The organism is Caballeronia sp. TF1N1, from assembly GCF_022878925.1.
Lineage (GTDB): Bacteria > Pseudomonadota > Gammaproteobacteria > Burkholderiales > Burkholderiaceae > Caballeronia.
The window spans coordinates 368,551-385,220 of the sequence record NZ_CP084627.1 but is presented as its reverse complement, the minus strand read 5'-3'; the positions used below and the strand labels follow the sequence as shown (position 1 = coordinate 385,220).

Genomic DNA, 16,670 nt, shown 5'->3' with positions numbered 1-16,670 from the left:
TGCGGATGTGGCGTCCCGCGCGAAGGGGTGGTCTTCGGCGCGCGTGACGAGGGCCGCATTTTAGCTGCGAGGGGCGGATCAGTCAGCCCGAATCCCATCCATCAACAACGCCACCGCATGCCGCGCGATCTGCTCCTTGCTGATCGCGCCTGCGCCCTGTCCGCGCCAGCGTGATGTCGCAAGCGGAAACACCGCGAGTCCGAACAACGATACGAACACGAGCGATGGCTCCAGCGCCGGATTTACCTTGCCCGCTTTCTGCCATCCGGCGATGCGCTCGATCGCCAAATCCTTGCGCTCGTCGCCGAAGCGTTCTGCCATGCGCTGACGCAGCACGCCACCTTCGCTGATGACTTCGCGTACCCACAGCGCCGCGAACCACGGATGCTTGTCCACCGTCGCGACCAGCGCCTCCACGAAGGCGCGCAAGGTGTCGGCGGGCTCGGCCGAGGGATCGTTGAATACGCGTCCCAGTTCCGAGCGCAACGGCGCGAAGCGTTCGTCGATCAACACATCGAGTAGCTGCTCGCGCGTCTTGAAATAGTAATGGACCATTGCGGGCGTTACGCCGGCCTCGCGGGCAATCGCCCCGAGCGTCGTTTCGCCGATGCCCTGCCGCGCAAACAACATCAGCGCCGTATCCAGCAAGTGCGCCCGCGCCTCGGCGCTGTGACCGCCGCTCGGACGGCCCGGCCGCCGCCCCGCTTTCTTCAGTTGAACCTCGCCCGATTCGCCGGGCAACTCGGCTCCGATTACATCGTTTGACATAGAGATGGTTTGACGAGCCTTCGATGATCGTTTATATTAACTTTCATGTTAATTAAATTCAATCCGTTTTCAGCGGGCAGCCCTGAGAACCGGATTGAAGCGCTTTTCACGACGCCAAAGGCGTCCCTACGCAAGTACAGGTCGATATGACATCTTTACACCGAACCGCCCCTGCAGGCGTCGACGAAGCCGCAAAACCGCCGCTCGGCCTGCTCTTTACGGCGCTTTTGCTCGTCATGCTGCTCGGCGCGCTCGATCAAACCATCGTGTCGACAGCGCTCCCAACCATCGTCGGCGAGCTCGGCGGACTCGAAAACTTGTCGTGGGTCGTCACGTCCTATCTGCTCAGTTCGACCATCGTCGTGCCGCTTTACGGCAAATTCGGCGATCAGCTCGGACGCAAGGTCGTGCTTCAGGCATCCATCCTGATATTCCTTGCCGGGTCTATCCTCTGCGGCGTCGCGCAGAACATGACGCAATTGATCGCGCTGCGCGCGTTGCAGGGGCTCGGCGGCGGCGGGCTGATGGTGGTCACCATGGCCGCCATCGCCGATGTCATACCACCCGCCGAACGCGGTCGCTTCCAGGGGCTTTTCGGCGGTGTGTATGGCCTTGCCACGGTCGTCGGGCCGCTGCTTGGCGGCTTTCTGGTCGAGCATCTGTCGTGGCGCTGGATTTTCTACATCAACGTGCCGCTCGGCGTGATCGCGCTCGCCGTCATCCAGACCGTATTCAAGCCGCATACGGCGCACGTGAACCATCGCGTGGACTATATGGGTGCGGGCTTTCTAGCCGCCGCGCTCACCTGCATCATCCTGTTCACCAGCGAAGGCGGCGCGCTCTTGCCGTGGAGTTCACCGCAACTGTGGTGCACGCTCGCGCTCGGCTTGATCTGCATCGGCGGATTCGTCTATGAGGAACGGCTCGCCGCCGAGCCCATCATGCCGCTCTCGCTCTTCAAGGAACCCACCTTCGTGCTGGCCGGGCTGATCGGTTTCATTGTCGGCTGCGCGCTGTTCGGCGCGGTCACGTTCCTGCCGCTCTATTTGCAAGTGGTCAAGGGCTCCACGCCGTCGCAGGCCGGTTTGCAGATCACGCCCATGATGGCCGGCGTGCTGCTTTCGTCCATCGTGAGCGGCCGGGTCATCAGCAAGATCGGGAAGTACCGGTTTTTCCCGATCGCGGGCACGGGGCTCGTCACGCTCGCCATGGTGCTGCTGTCCACGCTGCGCCTCGACACGCCGCTGCCGGTCATGTACGGCTACATGCTGCTGCTCGGCCTCGGGCTCGGCATGGTGATGCAGGTGCTCGTGCTGGCGGTGCAGAACGTGGTCGAATTCCGGATGATCGGCGTGGCGACCTCCAGCGCGACGCTCTTTCGCTCGATCGGCGGCTCGGTCGGCGTGGCCGCTTTCGGCGCGATTTTCTCGGGAAGCCTGCGCGGCCGGCTCGAAACGCTGATTCCGGCCGGCACGGAGATGCCGCGTTCGCTCGGGCCGCTCGCGGTGGCGAATCTGCCGGCCGCGTTGCATGACGATTATCTGAGCGCGTTCGCCGGCTCCATGCACACGGTTTATCTGGTCGCGGCTTGTATTGCGTGCATCGCTTTTGCGCTGTCGTGGTTTCTCAAGGACCATCCGCTTCGCAAGCATTGAGAAAGTAAGCAGCAAGGAAGTCGGTAGAATTCAGACAAAACCACTTGCGAAATCATGTGAAGGAAAGTTCTAAATCGCCGCTATCGGTGCTTTCACTAGATGCCTGACAATTTTGGCTTGGTACCCTTCTGCCGATTCTGCCCGGACACGATCCGCGGAAGACCCAAAGGTCCGGCGTCGCCAATTACGGCGCCGGATGCCCGGATACGAGACCTGCCGGGATGAACCGACCACCATCTGGAGTAATAACAGTGAAGAAACTGATCGCGGCCCTGACGATGTCCCTCCTTGCCGCCACGTCGCTCACCGCCGTCACCGCGCACGCCAAGGACTATTCGACGATTCGCTTTGGCGTCGACGCAAGCTATCCCCCGTTCGAATCGAAGGGTTCGGATGGCAAGCTGACCGGTTTCGACATCGATCTCGGCAACGAGATCTGCGCGCGCCTGAAGGCCAAGTGCGTATGGGTGGAGAACGATTTCGACGGCATGATCCCCGCCCTCAAGGCGAAGAAGTTCGACGGCGTGCTCTCGTCGATGTCCATGACGCCGCAACGCGCCGAGCAGATCGCTTTCTCGAGCAAGCTGTTCAACACGCCGACGCGTCTCGTTGCGAAGAAGGGCAGCAACATCCTGCCGACGGCCGAAAGCCTGAAGGGCAAGACCGTGGGTGTGGAACAAGGCACGATCCAGGAAACCTACGCCAAGACCTACTGGGCGCCGAAGGGCGTGACGGTGACGCCGTACCAGAACCAGGATCAGGTCTACGCCGATCTGACTTCGGGCCGTCTGGACGCCGCCCTGCAAGACGCCGTGCAGGCCGAAATCGGCTTCCTGAAGACGCCGCGCGGTACTGGCTATGACTTCGCGGGCAAGGATATCGTCGACAAGAAGGTGCTGGGCGAAGGCGCGGGCATCGGCATGCGCAAGGAAGACACCGACCTCAAGACGCAAGTCGACAAGGCAATTGCCGACATCATCAAGGACGGCACGTACAAGAAGATCGAGAAGAAGTACTTCGACTTCGACGTGTACGGCAGCTAAGTCATGCCTTCGGGCGAAGCGCCGGTCACACCGGCCTTCGCTCGAGTGGGCTACGAAGCGGGCTCCGCGTTTTTTTGCGGAGCCCGCTTTGTTTTTGGCGCCTGGCAGGTCGCTTTTGCTGAGTCTGCTTTTGTCGCAGCAACGGTGCGCTCTTCAGTGCCCGCCTTGGCCTTCCGCGCAACTCCGCAAACGTCCCGACGCGCCGCCGCGCGGATTTCGGCTAAGATCGAACGTCCGAGGCATAGCCGACGGCAGCAATCTCGCATGGAACCGGAACCGGGCGCGGCAAGCACCATCAGCGCTCATTCCGGTCGACAGGAGACGCCATCGCCATGGCACGCGGCAATCTCGCCCGTGCACGCTGGCCCGCCATAAACATCATTCGAGACAAGACCGCGCACTCGCATGCGCGCGCACATCATGCAAACCAAGACTCATCAACTCATTTCGCCGACGCTCGGCACTTCCCGCACCATCACGAGTTATCACTACGGCTCGGGCGGCGGTCAGAAAATCTACATTCAGTCCTCGCTGCACGCGGACGAATTGCCCGGCATGCTCGCCGCGTGGAAATTGCGCCGCCTGCTCGCCGCTTTCGAAGCCGACGGCAAGCTCAGAGGCGAAGTGGTGATCGTGCCGGTGCCGAATCCCATCGGGCTGAATCAGATCTTGCACGGCCAACTGCTCGGCCGTTTCGAAGCCAATAGCGGCCACAACTTCAACCGCAATTTTCACGATCTGGCCGCGTTGATCGCGCCGCGCATCGAAGCGCGCCTTTCCGGCGACAGTCAGGCGAACCTGCTCGCCGTGCGCGCCGCGATGAAGGAAGCGCTCGACGAGCAAACGGCGCACACCGAACTCGAATCGCAACGTCTAGCGCTGCAAAAGCTCTCGTACGACGCCGATGTCGTGCTCGACCTGCACTGCGATCTCGACGCCGCGCTGCATCTCTACACGAACCCGGATATCTGGGCCGATGTCGAACCGCTCGCGCGCTATCTCGATGCAAAGGCGTCCCTGCTCGCGCTGAACTCGGTCGGCAACCCGTTCGACGAAATCCACAGCTTCTGCTGGTCCGACTTGCGTACGCGTTTCGGCGAGCGTTTCCCTATTCCGAACGGCGGCATCTCGGTGACGGTCGAGTTGCGCAGCCAGCACGACGTCTCGCATGAACTCGGCGATAAGGACGCGCAGGGCATCGTCAATTATCTGATTCATCGCGGCGTGATCGATGCGCCGCAAGTGCCGCTGCCGCCGCTCGCGTATCCGGCCACGCCGCTCGCGGGCGCGGAGCCGATCGTCGCGCCTGCGAGCGGCATTCTCGTGTTCCGTGCGCAAGTGGGCGCGTTCATCGAGGCGGGCTCGGCCATCGCCGATGTGATCGACCCGCTCGCCGATACCATCACCACGCTCAAGTGCACGACCTCCGGCGTTTTGTACGCGCGGCATATCACGCGCTTTGCGACCGCCGGGTTGGAAGTGGCGCGCATCGCGGGAGCGAAGGCTTATCGCACGGGGTCGCTGTTGTCCGCCTGAGCCTTGAACGTCAGAACGGAATGAGACCGCACTGCGCCGCGACGATGCGCCAGCCGTTCGCGGTCTCGCCCCACGTTCGCGTGTAGCGCAAGCTGCCCGCGAACGGCGCGCCGCCGAATGTCCCGGCGAGCGCAACGCGCGTGACGGTCACGGCAAACGCGCCGTACACGCGCACGCTCTGCTCCACCACCTCCAGCTTGTCGATGCGCTGCATGCCATGGCGATGCCCGTTCAGGTCATCGGCCTTGCTCCATATCTTTCCGGTGGCATCGACGAAAGTCAGGTCGTCGGCCAGGAGCGCGTCAAGCGCAGTCACGTCCGACGCCATCATCGCCTGCTTCAGGCGTTCTTCCAGTTCGCGGATTCCGTGTTCGTCCATTTTGTTTCTCGCTTGTCCGTCATGGGGCGGAGTCGTGAGGATACCGCGCGTCTCGCGCAAGCGGACGCACGCATGAAACGCCGTCGCCGCGCTAGCGCTGTTGCAGCCGCGACACACCGCAAGCCATCCGAAAGCGCTGTCATATTTCTTTAGTCAGCGGCCGCTACATTTGCGCCCGTTGCACCGAGCGTCAGCAGAACGCAGCGCGACATCGACGAACACGCACGATCACACACCACACCCGCGAACTCATCCCGGAGCACGTTTTGAAGAAGAACCTTCTGGCAACCGCCGCCCTCGCCGCCTTCGCCTTCGCCACTTCCGCTCATGCGCAGAGCAGCGTCACGCTGTACGGCATCATCGATGCAGGCGTCAGCTACGTGAACCACAGCGCCGTCACTGGCGGCAGCGATCACAACTTCAAGTACGACGACGGCGTGGCCCAGGGCAGCCGCTGGGGCCTGAAAGGCGCCGAAGACCTCGGTGGCGGCCTGAAGGCGATCTTCACGTTGGAAAACGGCTTCAACAGCGGCACCGGCGCGCTCGGCCAGGGCGGCGCGGAATTCGGCCGCCAGGCGTATGTCGGTCTCGCGAAGAACGACATTGGCTCGGTCACGCTCGGCCGACAGTACACGTTCTCGACCGATTACCTCGGCTCGGCCTACTCCATCGGCGGCCAAACCGTCGCGGGCAACTATGGCTATCACATCAACGACGTCGATCAACTCACGTCGAGCCGCATCAACAACTCGGTCAAGTTCAGCAGCGCGAGCTTTTATGGCGTGACGTTCGGCGCGATGTACGGCTTCTCGAATCAGGCAGGCGCCTTTGCGGGCACACCGACGACGACCGCGGGCGGCGTGACCACCGCCGGTTCGTCGCGTGCCTACAGCTTCGGTGTGAACTACAAGGCCGGTCCGGTCGGCGTGGGCGCGGCTTATACCGACATCCACTATCCGGGCGCGGCGACGCCCGCGTTCAGCACGGCGCTCGCGAACCTCGCGACTGGCGGCACGAAGGACCTGCGCACGTTCGGCATCGGCGCGAACTATGCATTCGGCGCCGCGACCGTGTTCGGCCTCTGGACCAACACGCGCTTCGAACCGATCACCGGCGCGAGCTCGAAGCTCAATACGTTCGACATCGGCGGCAAGTACGCCTTCACGTCCGCGATCACGGCGGCGCTCGGCTACACCTACATGGACGTGACCGATGGCGTGGAAGGTCACTGGCATCAGATCGATGCAAGCTTCGACTACGCATTGAGCAAGCGCACGGACGTGTACGCGCTCGGCATCTATCAGCGTGCTTCGGGTTCGAATCGCGGCGTCGAGAATCAGGCGCAGATCGGTTCGTCGACGAGCTACTTCGGTACGTCGGGCACGGGTTCCAACAACCAGCTCGCGTTCCGCCTGGGCGTGCGTCACAAGTTCTAAGCGCTGCCCGTTACGGTAAAACAAGGCGCAAAAAAGGGCCGCTCGGTCGAACGAGCGGCCCTTGTCGCATCATGCGTGCGCTTACTTGCTCTTCTTGCCCGTCTCCTTGTTGAAGCGCTCGACATACGAGTCCATCAGCTTGCGGATGGCGCGGCCAATCTGCATGTAGTCGCTCTCGTTGAGATTCGCAAGCGACACGCGTCCCGAAGGATGCTGCGTGCCGAAGCCGCGTCCTGGCAGCAACACGACGCGCGCTTCCCTCGCCAGCTGGAAGAGCAAGTCCGAAGGCTTGGTGTTCTTGAGCACCCAATCGACGAACTCGCGGCCGTGCGACTTCTCGCCCATGTATTCGAGGTCGAGGATCGCGTAGTAATCGACCTGATTTTCGTCCTCGTCTTCGAGCGCGATGCCGATTTCCCGATACAACGCGCGTTTGCGATTGCGAATCAACCGTTTGAGCGCGCTCTTGTAGGCGTCGGGCGTGTCCATCAGCGAGAAGAGCGAGAACAGCACCATCTGCACTTGCTGCGGCGTGGATAGCCCCGCCGTGTGATTCAGCGCGACCGTGCGGCTGTCGGCGACCAGTCGGTCGATGAACTTCAGCTTGTCCGGCTCCGTCGTGATGGATTCGTAGCGTTCATGCAGGATGGCTCGCTGGTCTTTCGGCAGCGCGGCGAGCTGATCGTCGAAAATATTATGCCGATGCGTCGCGATGGTCCCGAGCCGCCAACCCGTCGCGCCAAAATATTTCGAATAGGAATATACGAGGATCGTGTTCTTCGGACACAGCGCAAAGAGCGAGACGAAGTCGTCCGCAAAGGTGCCGTAGACATCGTCGGTCAGGAGAATCAGGTCCGGCCGTTCCTTAACGATCTCCGCGATATATTCGAGACTCTCGGCATCCATCTTTACCGATGGCGGATTGCTCGGATTGACGAGGAAGAACGCCTTCACCTTCGGGTCGCGCAGCTTGTCGAGTTCCTGCTTCGAGTATTGCCAGCCGTTTTCAACCGTGGCCTCGAGATTCACGACGTTGAGCTTGTAATCGTTCAGGCGCGGGATCTCGATGTACGGCGTGAAGATCGGCGTGCCGAGCGCGATCGTGTCGCCTTCCTTGATCAGGAAGTTCTCGCGCATCGTGTTGAAGATATAGGTCATCGCCGCCGTGCCGCCTTCGACCGCGAAGATGTCGAAGTCGCCGACGAACGGGTGCTTGCCGATCATCTCGCGCCGCAGATATTGCCCGACGATGACCTCCGACAGTTTCAGCATGCGGTCGGGCACGGGATAGTTCGAAGCGAGAATGCCTTCGCACATCTCGTAGAGAAAGTCGGCTGCGTTCAGTCCAAGCTGGTCGCGCACGTAAGACACCGCGCCCACCAGAAAGCTGATGCCGGGCGTTCCCTTGTGGTCGCGCGCGAAGATCTCGAAGCGTTCTTCAAGGCCTTCGTGCTTCGGAAAGCCGCCCACGCCTTCGGGCATATAGGCGAACGAGCGCTCGGATTCGCGCATGGCGAAGAGGCCCAGTTGCCAGAAACCGTGACGCGGAATCGTCGCGAGAAAGTTCGGATTGCCGCGACCCGCGTTGAGCATCGACAAATTGGCGGGACGCTCGACCGCGCCGCCGCCGGCCGCCTTGATGAGTTCGTCCTTTAGTTCGAACGGACTGAGCGCCGCCATTGCGGCCTGATCGTCGGAACCCGACTTAGAGGATTTGGACATCCGACACCCCCACTGGCAAAAGATACGTAGAGTTGAACAACGGAAGCACGAAAGGCTCGGGCATCATGTCAGCAACATCACGATCACCATGCCCCAGATCGTGAGCAGCGTATTGCCGACGGCATAAGTCACCGTATAACCAAGACCCGGCACCTGGCTCTTCGCGGCATCGCAAAGCATGCCGAGCGCCGCCGTGGTCGTGCGCGCGCCCGCACAGATGCCGAGCAACAGCGCCGGGTGAAACTTGAACACGTACTTGGCGATATACATGCCGATGATGAGCGGCACCGACGACGCGAAGATGCCCCACAGAAAGAGGCTCACGCCGAGCTTCTGCAGACCCGCGACGAAGCCCGGTCCCGCCGAGATGCCGACCACCGCGATGAACACGTTCAGCCCGACCGAATTCATGAACCAGATGGTGGGCCCCGGAATGCGGCCGAAGGTCGGATGGATCGCGCGCAGCCAGCCGAACACGATGCCCGCGATCAGCGCGCCGCCCGCCGTGGACAAGGTGATGGGAATCGCGCCGAAGCGGATCACGACTGCGCCGATCAGCGCACCCAGCGTGATCGCGAGGCCGACGAAGGCCATGTCGGCGGCATCGGTCGGACGGTCGATCACGCCGACCGCTTTCGCCACGGCCGACGTATCCTGCGTGCGGCCGACGAGCGTGATGGTGTCGCCGCGATGCAGCTTGGTGCTCGGCAACACGGGGATGGCCGTTTCGGTCGCGCCGCGCTTGATCTTGCGCAGAAACACGCCGCGCGCGCCAGGCAGTTGCGAGAGTTCCTCCAGCGTCTTGCCGTCGACGGCCTTGCTCGTCACGTAGACATCGACGCCTTCCACCGGCACGGCGAGCAGTTCGGCATCGTCCACTTCGGTTGCCACGCCGCCCAGCAGATTCACGAGATGCTCGCGTCGTCCGACGACGGCGACGACATCGCCCGCTAGCAGGACGTCGTCGACCTTGGCTTCTTGAATCGTCCCGCCACGCCGGATTCGTTCAATGAAAAGCCGCACGCCTGCAGGTTCGAGCGCCTCCGCTTCGCCGACCTTCATGCCGACCACACGCCCCTCTTCGCCAATGCGATACGCGCGAAGCGCGAACTGATGCCAGCCGCTGCCCGCGCCGCCCAGTTCGCCGCTACCGCCCATCTCTTCCTCGTACTGCTGGCAGGCCGCCACGAGGTCGATGTTGAGCAGCTTCGGCCCGAGCAGCGCGAGGATCATCGCCGAACCGATCGTGCCGTAGATGTACGTGACGGCGTAGGCGGTCGGCATCGCGTCGAGCAATACCTTGGCGTCGTTCGGCGCCAGGCCGAGCCGGTTGACGGCGTCGGTGGCGAGGCCCATCGAAGCGGAGATGGTCTGCGATCCCGCGAAAAGTCCCGCCGCCGAACCGACGTCGTATCCGGCAAGTTTCGCCGCAAGATACGGAAAGGCGAGGCACAGCACGGACTGAATGACGGAGAAGATGGCCTGCGGCAAGCCGTCCTTGGCGATGCCGCGCACGAACTGCGGACCCACGCCGTAACCGACCGCGAACAGGAACATCAGGAAGAAGACGGATTTGACGTTCGGCGAGATGGTGATGCCGAGCTGCCCGATCGCGATGGCGGCCAGCAAGGTAGACGTTACCGCGCCGAGGCTGAAGCCCTTGAAGCTCTTGCCGCCGAACCAATAACCGATACCCAGCGAAAGAAAGATGGCTATCTCGGGATAGCTGTGCAGCGTTGCTGTGAACCAGGACATGTGCACTCCTCTCGGGGATCAGCCCCGCGACCGTTACATGCTTCTTGGGCAAGGAAGGAATGAAGGAAAACGAATGACCTGCAACGATGCGCTCCCCGTTGCCGCAATACGGGCGAGTGCTTGCGAGAGAAAATCGAGTTGCATCGAACGGTTCATGGGCACGAATCGCGATCTGCAAACGGACGACGCACAGAGAATTGGCGCATGCGTCACGGCGAAAAAAGAGGCTTCAACACGGCTGTCTGATGCCTAGCAATACACTATTTTCGCCACGCAGTTGAACTAAAAAACGATAGTTTCGGAGGTCCCTCCTGCTCGTTGCGGGCGTTGCACGAGTCGATTCGAACCGTCCCCGGCCGATCGTGCGGACGAAAAAAAACAGCGGCCGAAGCCGCTGTTTCCATGGAACCGAAATGCTTGCTGCGTTCTGTCCGACGCGTTGCAACTTACTCGGTGGTTTCGAGCAACGGGTAATCCGTATAGCCCGTCGCGCCTGCCGAATAGAACGTCGAGGTGTCCGGCGCGTTGAGCGGCGCGTCGAGTTCGAAGCGTCGCACGAGATCCGCATTCGCGATGAACGGCTTGCCCCACGCGACCGCATCGGCGTCGCCGCGCTCGATTGCCGCTTCCGCGCTTTGCTTGGTGAAGCCTTCGTTGGCGATATACACGCCGCCGAACGCCTTCTTCAGTTGCGGCCCGAGACTGTCGGCGCCTTCCGACTCGCGCGCGGCGATGAACGCCACGTTGCGCTTGCCGAGTTCGCGTGCGACGTAACCGAAGGTCGCGGCGCGGTCGCTGTCGCCCATGCTGTGCGAATCGGCGCGCGGCGCCAGATGCACGCCCACGCGATCCGCGCCCCATACGTCGATACATTGATCGACCACTTCGAGCATGAGACGCGCGCGGTTTTCGATTGCGCCGCCGTATTCGTCGGTACGCTTGTTGGTGCTGTCCTGCAGGAACTGGTCGAGCAGATAGCCGTTCGCGCCATGCACTTCCACGCCGTCGAAGCCCGCGCGCTTCGCATTTTCCGCGCCCTTGCGATAAGCCGCGACCACGCCTTCGATTTCATCGAGTTCCAGTGCGCGCGGCGTCACGAACGGACGCTGCGGACGCACGAGGCTCACGTGTCCGCTTGCTGCAATCGCGCTCGGCGCAACCGGCAGTTCGCCGTTCAGGAAGATGGGGTCCGAAATACGGCCGACGTGCCACAGTTGCAGGAAGATCTTGCCGCCCGCTTCGTGCACGGCGTGCGTCACGAGCTTCCAGCCTTCGACTTGTTCGTCCGACCAGATGCCGGGGGTATCCGCGTAGCCCAAGCCTTGCGGCGTGACCGAGGTGGCTTCGCTCAAGATGAGACCAGCCGATGCGCGGTCGGCGTAATACTGCGCCATCAACGCGTTAGGCACGCGTTCCACGCCTGCACGTTGCCGCGTGAGCGGCGCCATGATGATGCGGTTCTTGAGCGTCAACGCGCCTACTTTGAGCGGATCGAAAAGAGTCGGCATAGATGTAAGGTATCCTGAAGAAATGTAAAGAAGATTCGCCGTGGAAAGGGCTGCCGCGCTCAGAGATTCCCGATGGAATCGCGAAACGCCTGTATGACCGTTTCGTCGCGCTTGAAGAACACCCATTGCCCCACGCGCTTCGTGGTGACGAGCCCGGCTTTTTGCAAGGTCGAGAGATGCGCCGAAACGGTGGACTGCGACATGCCGCAGCGCCCATCGATTTGCCCCGCGCACACGCCATGCAGGTGCGGCAATTCCTGTTCGGGAAAGTGCAGCTCCGGCGTCTTCAGCCACTCGAGAATCTCGCGGCGAAGCGGGTTGGCAAGGGCCTTGTGAATTGCGTCGATGTCCATTTCGTTGCTCGTTCGTCCGACGGCGGAAAGCTTCGCCGCATCGTCTTAAAGCGAATCATATATCGGAAATGTCCGATACGCAAGCGTCCACATGCGTTTCGTCAATGCGATGCGTGTCATCGTGGCGCGCGGTCTGGTAATCTGCCCGGTTTAGCTGCCGTCAATTTTCGATCTCAATTGCATATGGATACACCGTTCAACGAACGCGGCGTGACGCTCTCGCGCGTCGGCCTGTCGGCCTCGGGCCAGTTGATTCCGCTGCGCGATCTGCGCGCCGCGCGGGTCGTGAAGATATCGCGCAAGAAGCCGCTGCCGATCATCCTTGCGCTGATCGGGCTCGCGGGAATCGGCGTGGGCATCGCAACGGGTTCGGGGCCGGCGCTCGTGCTAGGCATCATGGTGGCCGTGGTCGGCTATCTGTCGTGGATCACGCAGGACGTGATCTATCAATTGATGGTCGCAACGCCCGAAGGCGAGCGCGAAGTCATCATCACGAAGGACGAGGAATTTGCGGATCGCGTGGCCGCGCTGGTCGGCGACGCGGTCGCGAAACACGCGCAGACAGCGGCCGCAAAGCCGCAAGCCTGACGCCGCTACAAAAGAACACGCGCGGGACGTACCCGCGCGCGGCACTTACTTCAGTTCAAGCCATCGTCAAGTCAGGTTCAGCGGCTCGACGTGCCAGATATCGCGGGCATATTCCGCGATGGTCCGATCTGATGAGAATATCCCCATTCCGGCGACGTTCTCGATCGCGCTCTTCGTCCACGCTTCCTTGTCTCGGTACTTGAGATCGACCTCGGTTTGCGTCTTGTCGAAGCTGTCGAAGTCCGCGAGCACCATGTAGTGATCGCCCCAATCCACGAGCGTATGAAAGATGTCGTAGAAACGGTGCGGCTCTTCCGGCGAGAAGTGCCCGAGGCGAATCTGGTCCAGCGCCACCTTGAGCTCCGGATTGTCCTCGTAGATTTGCCGTGGCCTGTAGCCCGCCGCCCGCAGCGTTTCGATCTCGTCGGTCGTGTTGCCGAAGATGAAGATGTTTTCGCGGCCCACCGCGTCGCAAATTTCGATGTTCGCGCCATCCAGCGTGCCGATGGTCAGCGCGCCGTTCAACGCAAGCTTCATGTTGCCGGTGCCCGATGCCTCGGTGCCAGCCATCGAAATCTGCTGCGATAAGTTCGCGGCGGGAATGATGAGCTCCGCCACGCTCACGCCGTAGTTCGGGACGAAGCCTACCTTGAGCCTGTCGCCGACGAGCGGGTCCGCGTTGATCTTCTTCGCGACGTCGTTGATGAGCTTGATGATGCTCTTCGCCATCTTGTAGGCCGAAGCCGCCTTGCCCGCGAACATGACCACACGCGGCGTCCAGTCCTGCTCGGGATTCTCGCGAATACGGTTGTAGCGCACGATCGTATACAAGATGTTGAGCAACTGCCGCTTGTATTCGTGGATGCGCTTCACCTGCAAGTCGAACAGCGCTTCGGGATTGATGATCGCGTTGGCTTCGCGTTTGGCGCGCTCGACGAGGCGCAGCTTGTTGGCGAACTTCGCGTCCTGAAACGCCTTCTGGAACTCGGGGTCGTCGCGCCATTCGCGCAGCCGGCCGAGTTCGAACAAGTCGCTGCGCCAGCGCGGTCCAAGCCGCTTGTCGATGAGCGATGACAGCGACGGACTCGCTTGCGCGAGCCAGCGACGCGGCGTAATGCCGTTCGTCACATTGGTGAAGCGCTCCGGGTACATGCGCGCGAAGTCGGCGAAAATGTTTTGCGTCATCAGTTGCGAGTGCAGCTTCGAGACGCCATTCACCTTGTGACTTGCGACGATCGCCAGATGCGCCATCCGCACGCGCCGCTGGCCGTATTCATCGACGAGCGAAATGCGGCGGATCAGTTCCACGTCGCGGCCGAACTTCTCGGTCACTTGCTTCAGGAACTGCGCGTTGATCTCGAAGATGATCTCCAGATGCCGCGGCAACAGACGCGACAACATTTCGACATCCCACGTTTCGAGCGCTTCGGGCATCAACGTGTGATTCGTGTAGGAGAACATCTGCTGAATCAGCTTCCACGCCTTGTCCCACGGCACGCCGTGACGATCCACGAGCAGGCGCATGAGTTCGGGGATGGCGAGCACGGGGTGCGTGTCGTTCAGATGCACCGCGACCTTTTCCGCGAGACGCCCGAAATGCGTATGCGTGCGCTGATAGCGGCGGATCAGATCCTGCATCGTCGCGGAGACGAAGAAATATTCCTGACGCAGACGCAATTCGCGGCCGGCTTGCGTCGAGTCATCCGGGTACAGCAAGCGCGAGACGTGCTCCGACGTGTTCTTCGCTTCGACCGCGCGCCGATAGTCGCCCTGATTGAACGCGGATAGATCGAACTCGTCGGTGGCGCGCGCCGACCACAGGCGCAGCGTATTCGTCGCGGTGGTGGCGTAGCCGGGAATGACCGTGTCGTAGGCCATCGCGTTGACGTGCTCGGTATCGATCCAGTCGGTACGATCGTCGTGCTGCACCGTGCGCCCGCCGAAGTGCACCGTGTACGTCACCTCGGGGCGCGGAAACTCCCACGGGTTGCCCGCGCGCAGCCAGTAATCGGGCATTTCGACCTGATTGCCATCGACGATGGTCTGCCGGAACATCCCGTACTCGTAGCGAATGCCGTAGCCGAAACCGGGCACGCCGACCGTCGCCATCGAATCGAGGAAACAGGCTGCGAGCCGGCCAAGGCCGCCGTTGCCAAGCGCGGCATCCGGTTCGAGGTCTTCGAGCGAGGCGAGATCGATGCCGAGGCCCGATAACGCTTCGCGGACTTCGTCATGAATGCCGAGGGCAAGCAGCGCGTTGGTGAAGGTTCTGCCGATGAGAAATTCCATCGACAAGTAATAGACGCGCTTCACGTCCTGTTCGTATTGTTGCCGTGTGGTGCGCATCCAGCGTGCGACGAGGCGGTCGCGCACGGCGAGCTCCACGGCATTGAGCCAGTCGCGCGGCTGCGCGGTAACCGCGTCCTTGCCGACGCCGTACATCAGGCGATTCGAGATGGAGCGCCGTAGCGCATCGACACTGCTGTTGAGCTGGTCGAATTCCAGATCGACGGATGTCATCGAAACCTCCGGTATTTGCAACATATGCAACGACAGCGAAAGCGTGGTGGGAGTTCAGTGCTTTTTTGGCCTGCGGCTTGCCTGGCTCCCTGTTCGCGCGGGTTGCGGTCGTGGCCTGAAGGTGCAGGTTACGCCAGTTTTATTTTTTTTGGTATGACATGCGGTGGGTCGCTCACGCCTGATTTTCCGTGGGCGGTTGATCTTGCCGGTTCGGGGAATTTGCATTCTTGGCCTGCGGTTTCAATCAGTCGTCGCCGCCCCTGCGACGGGGAATTTGCTATCTCCTCTTGCAGTCTTGTTCAGTAGCCGCCTCCCCGGCGGGGGTAGCTTCCTTTGTTGCTGCAATGAAAGTCACCGAGGAAAGCAGCCTTCATCCTGCCCGCTGATCGGGCGCGTGGTCAGGACTGAGTTCTACGCCGGCACGCGCCTAAGTGTCGGCCTTGCTCAATCGCCGTTCCTGGCGCTCATGGGACTCGCTGGTCTCGCAGATTGTCTGACTGGTGTAACGCTTGGTGCTTCCGGCTTAGTGCGACGCGCGGCCGTTGGATGCGCCCAGCAAATTCTTCATTGGGCTTTGCTTCGGCTTCCGTAGCGTTTTCATCTATCGATTCGTCTTGGTGCGCGGACCGCTATCAACAACAGCGCCGCCAGCGACGCCGCCAGCAATATCAGCGATAGCGCCGATGCCGGCAAGTAATACCCTCGATTAACCTGCCCCACCACGACTATCGGCACGGTCGCGAAGCCCGGCGGATACACCGTCAATGTCGCGCCCAATTCGCCGAGCGATAGCGCGAATCCCAACGCCAGGCTCGCTCTTATCGCCGGGACGAGTTGCGGTAACACCACGCGCCACAACACCATGCGCGGCGGCGCGCCAAGGCTCGCGGCGGCCTCGCGCAAGGTCGTCAATTCCGGTCGCAATGCAGCCGCCGCGCAGCGGTAACAAAATGGCAAGACCAGCGCGAGTTGCACCATGACGACGATCGCCGCCGAGCCGGACAGGTCCAGCGGACGCTTGTGATACGCAATCAGTACCGCAAGGCCCAACACCACGCTCGGTACGCCGTTCGGCATCATTGCAATGGCATCGACGAATGCGCCCAGGCCGCGCCGGTCACGGCCCTCCAGTGCCAACGCAAGCCACAATCCCAGCGCGGTGCCGAGGATCGCGACGCCGAAGCCGACGCCAAGGCTCGTCGTCAGCGCGTCGAAATCGCTGGAGCCGAGGCGCCCGAACCAGCGCGTGCTGAAGCCATCGGGGAAGATCGTGCCCGACCAGTGCGACGCAACGCTCGACAACGCCACCACGACCACCGGCAACACGAAGAGCCAGAAGCACACGAGCGCAGCCAGGAACGCAACGAGCGCGCGCATCAGCGAGACTGGCTTTCCAGGTTTGAACGA

Annotated in this window: 13 protein-coding genes; 5 read left to right on the top strand and 8 right to left on the bottom strand. The window is 61.9% G+C overall.

Annotated features, from left to right (window positions below; genetic code table 11):
- Positions 1–78 precede the first annotated feature (78 nt).
- Positions 79–768, bottom strand: a complete 690-nt coding sequence (locus LDZ28_RS15770) for a TetR/AcrR family transcriptional regulator (protein ID WP_244829330.1) — start codon at positions 766–768, stop codon at positions 79–81.
- A 146-nt stretch (positions 769–914) separates the two neighbouring features.
- On the opposite strand from LDZ28_RS15770, the gene LDZ28_RS15765 reads away from it, so the two are divergent.
- The 3 genes from LDZ28_RS15765 to LDZ28_RS15755 all read left to right on the top strand — a co-directional run bounded on the left by LDZ28_RS15765 (position 915) and on the right by LDZ28_RS15755 (position 5,002).
- The gene (locus LDZ28_RS15765; protein WP_244829329.1) at positions 915–2,423 is read left to right on the top strand and encodes an MDR family MFS transporter; all 1,509 of its coding nucleotides are present in this window, start codon (positions 915–917) and stop codon (positions 2,421–2,423) included.
- Positions 2,424–2,674: 251 nt separating this feature from the next.
- On the top strand, positions 2,675–3,466 hold the full coding sequence (locus tag LDZ28_RS15760; RefSeq protein WP_244829328.1) for an ABC transporter substrate-binding protein: 792 nt from the start codon (positions 2,675–2,677) through the stop codon (positions 3,464–3,466).
- Between the two features lie 420 nt (positions 3,467–3,886).
- The gene (locus tag LDZ28_RS15755; RefSeq protein WP_244829327.1) at positions 3,887–5,002 is read left to right on the top strand and encodes a succinylglutamate desuccinylase/aspartoacylase family protein; all 1,116 of its coding nucleotides are present in this window, start codon (positions 3,887–3,889) and stop codon (positions 5,000–5,002) included.
- 10 nt (positions 5,003–5,012) lie between these two features.
- On the opposite strand, the gene LDZ28_RS15750 is transcribed toward LDZ28_RS15755, so the two are convergent.
- Positions 5,013–5,381, bottom strand: coding sequence for a nuclear transport factor 2 family protein (locus tag LDZ28_RS15750; protein WP_244829326.1), 369 nt, complete (start codon positions 5,379–5,381; stop codon positions 5,013–5,015).
- Between the two features lie 266 nt (positions 5,382–5,647).
- Here LDZ28_RS15750 and LDZ28_RS15745 point away from each other — a divergent pair, with 266 nt between their 5' ends.
- A complete protein-coding gene (locus LDZ28_RS15745; protein ID WP_244829325.1) occupies positions 5,648–6,817 on the top strand; it encodes a porin in 1,170 nt (389 codons plus the stop codon).
- A gap of 81 nt (positions 6,818–6,898) precedes the next feature.
- On the opposite strand, the gene LDZ28_RS15740 is transcribed toward LDZ28_RS15745, so the two are convergent.
- The 4 genes from LDZ28_RS15740 to LDZ28_RS15725 form a co-directional block, all read right to left on the bottom strand.
- Positions 6,899–8,539, bottom strand: a complete 1,641-nt coding sequence (locus tag LDZ28_RS15740; protein WP_244829324.1) for a bifunctional aspartate transaminase/aspartate 4-decarboxylase — start codon at positions 8,537–8,539, stop codon at positions 6,899–6,901.
- Positions 8,540–8,602: 63 nt separating this feature from the next.
- Positions 8,603–10,294 (bottom strand): aspartate-alanine antiporter, encoded by a 1,692-nt coding sequence (aspT, locus tag LDZ28_RS15735; protein WP_244829323.1) that lies wholly within the window; start codon positions 10,292–10,294, stop codon positions 8,603–8,605.
- Positions 10,295–10,740: 446 nt separating this feature from the next.
- Positions 10,741–11,802: an alkene reductase gene (locus LDZ28_RS15730; protein ID WP_244829322.1), complete on the bottom strand. Its 1,062-nt coding sequence runs from the start codon at positions 11,800–11,802 to the stop codon at positions 10,741–10,743.
- 59 nt (positions 11,803–11,861) lie between these two features.
- The gene (locus LDZ28_RS15725; RefSeq protein ID WP_244829321.1) at positions 11,862–12,155 is read right to left on the bottom strand and encodes a helix-turn-helix transcriptional regulator; all 294 of its coding nucleotides are present in this window, start codon (positions 12,153–12,155) and stop codon (positions 11,862–11,864) included.
- Positions 12,156–12,338: 183 nt separating this feature from the next.
- Between LDZ28_RS15725 and LDZ28_RS15720 the strand changes: the two genes are divergently transcribed.
- Positions 12,339–12,743 carry a DUF6232 family protein gene (locus LDZ28_RS15720; protein WP_244829320.1) on the top strand — a complete coding sequence of 135 codons (405 nt, stop codon included), beginning with the start codon at positions 12,339–12,341 and terminating at the stop codon, positions 12,741–12,743.
- 66 nt (positions 12,744–12,809) lie between these two features.
- Here LDZ28_RS15720 and LDZ28_RS15715 read toward each other — a convergent pair whose 3' ends face one another.
- Both LDZ28_RS15715 and phnV read right to left on the bottom strand, forming a co-directional pair.
- Positions 12,810–15,263, bottom strand: a complete 2,454-nt coding sequence (locus LDZ28_RS15715; protein WP_244829319.1) for a glycogen/starch/alpha-glucan phosphorylase — start codon at positions 15,261–15,263, stop codon at positions 12,810–12,812.
- Positions 15,264–15,860: 597 nt separating this feature from the next.
- On the bottom strand, positions 15,861–16,640 hold the full coding sequence (phnV, locus tag LDZ28_RS15710; RefSeq protein WP_244829685.1) for a 2-aminoethylphosphonate ABC transport system, membrane component PhnV: 780 nt from the start codon (positions 16,638–16,640) through the stop codon (positions 15,861–15,863).
- Between the last annotated feature and the right edge of the window lie 30 nt (positions 16,641–16,670).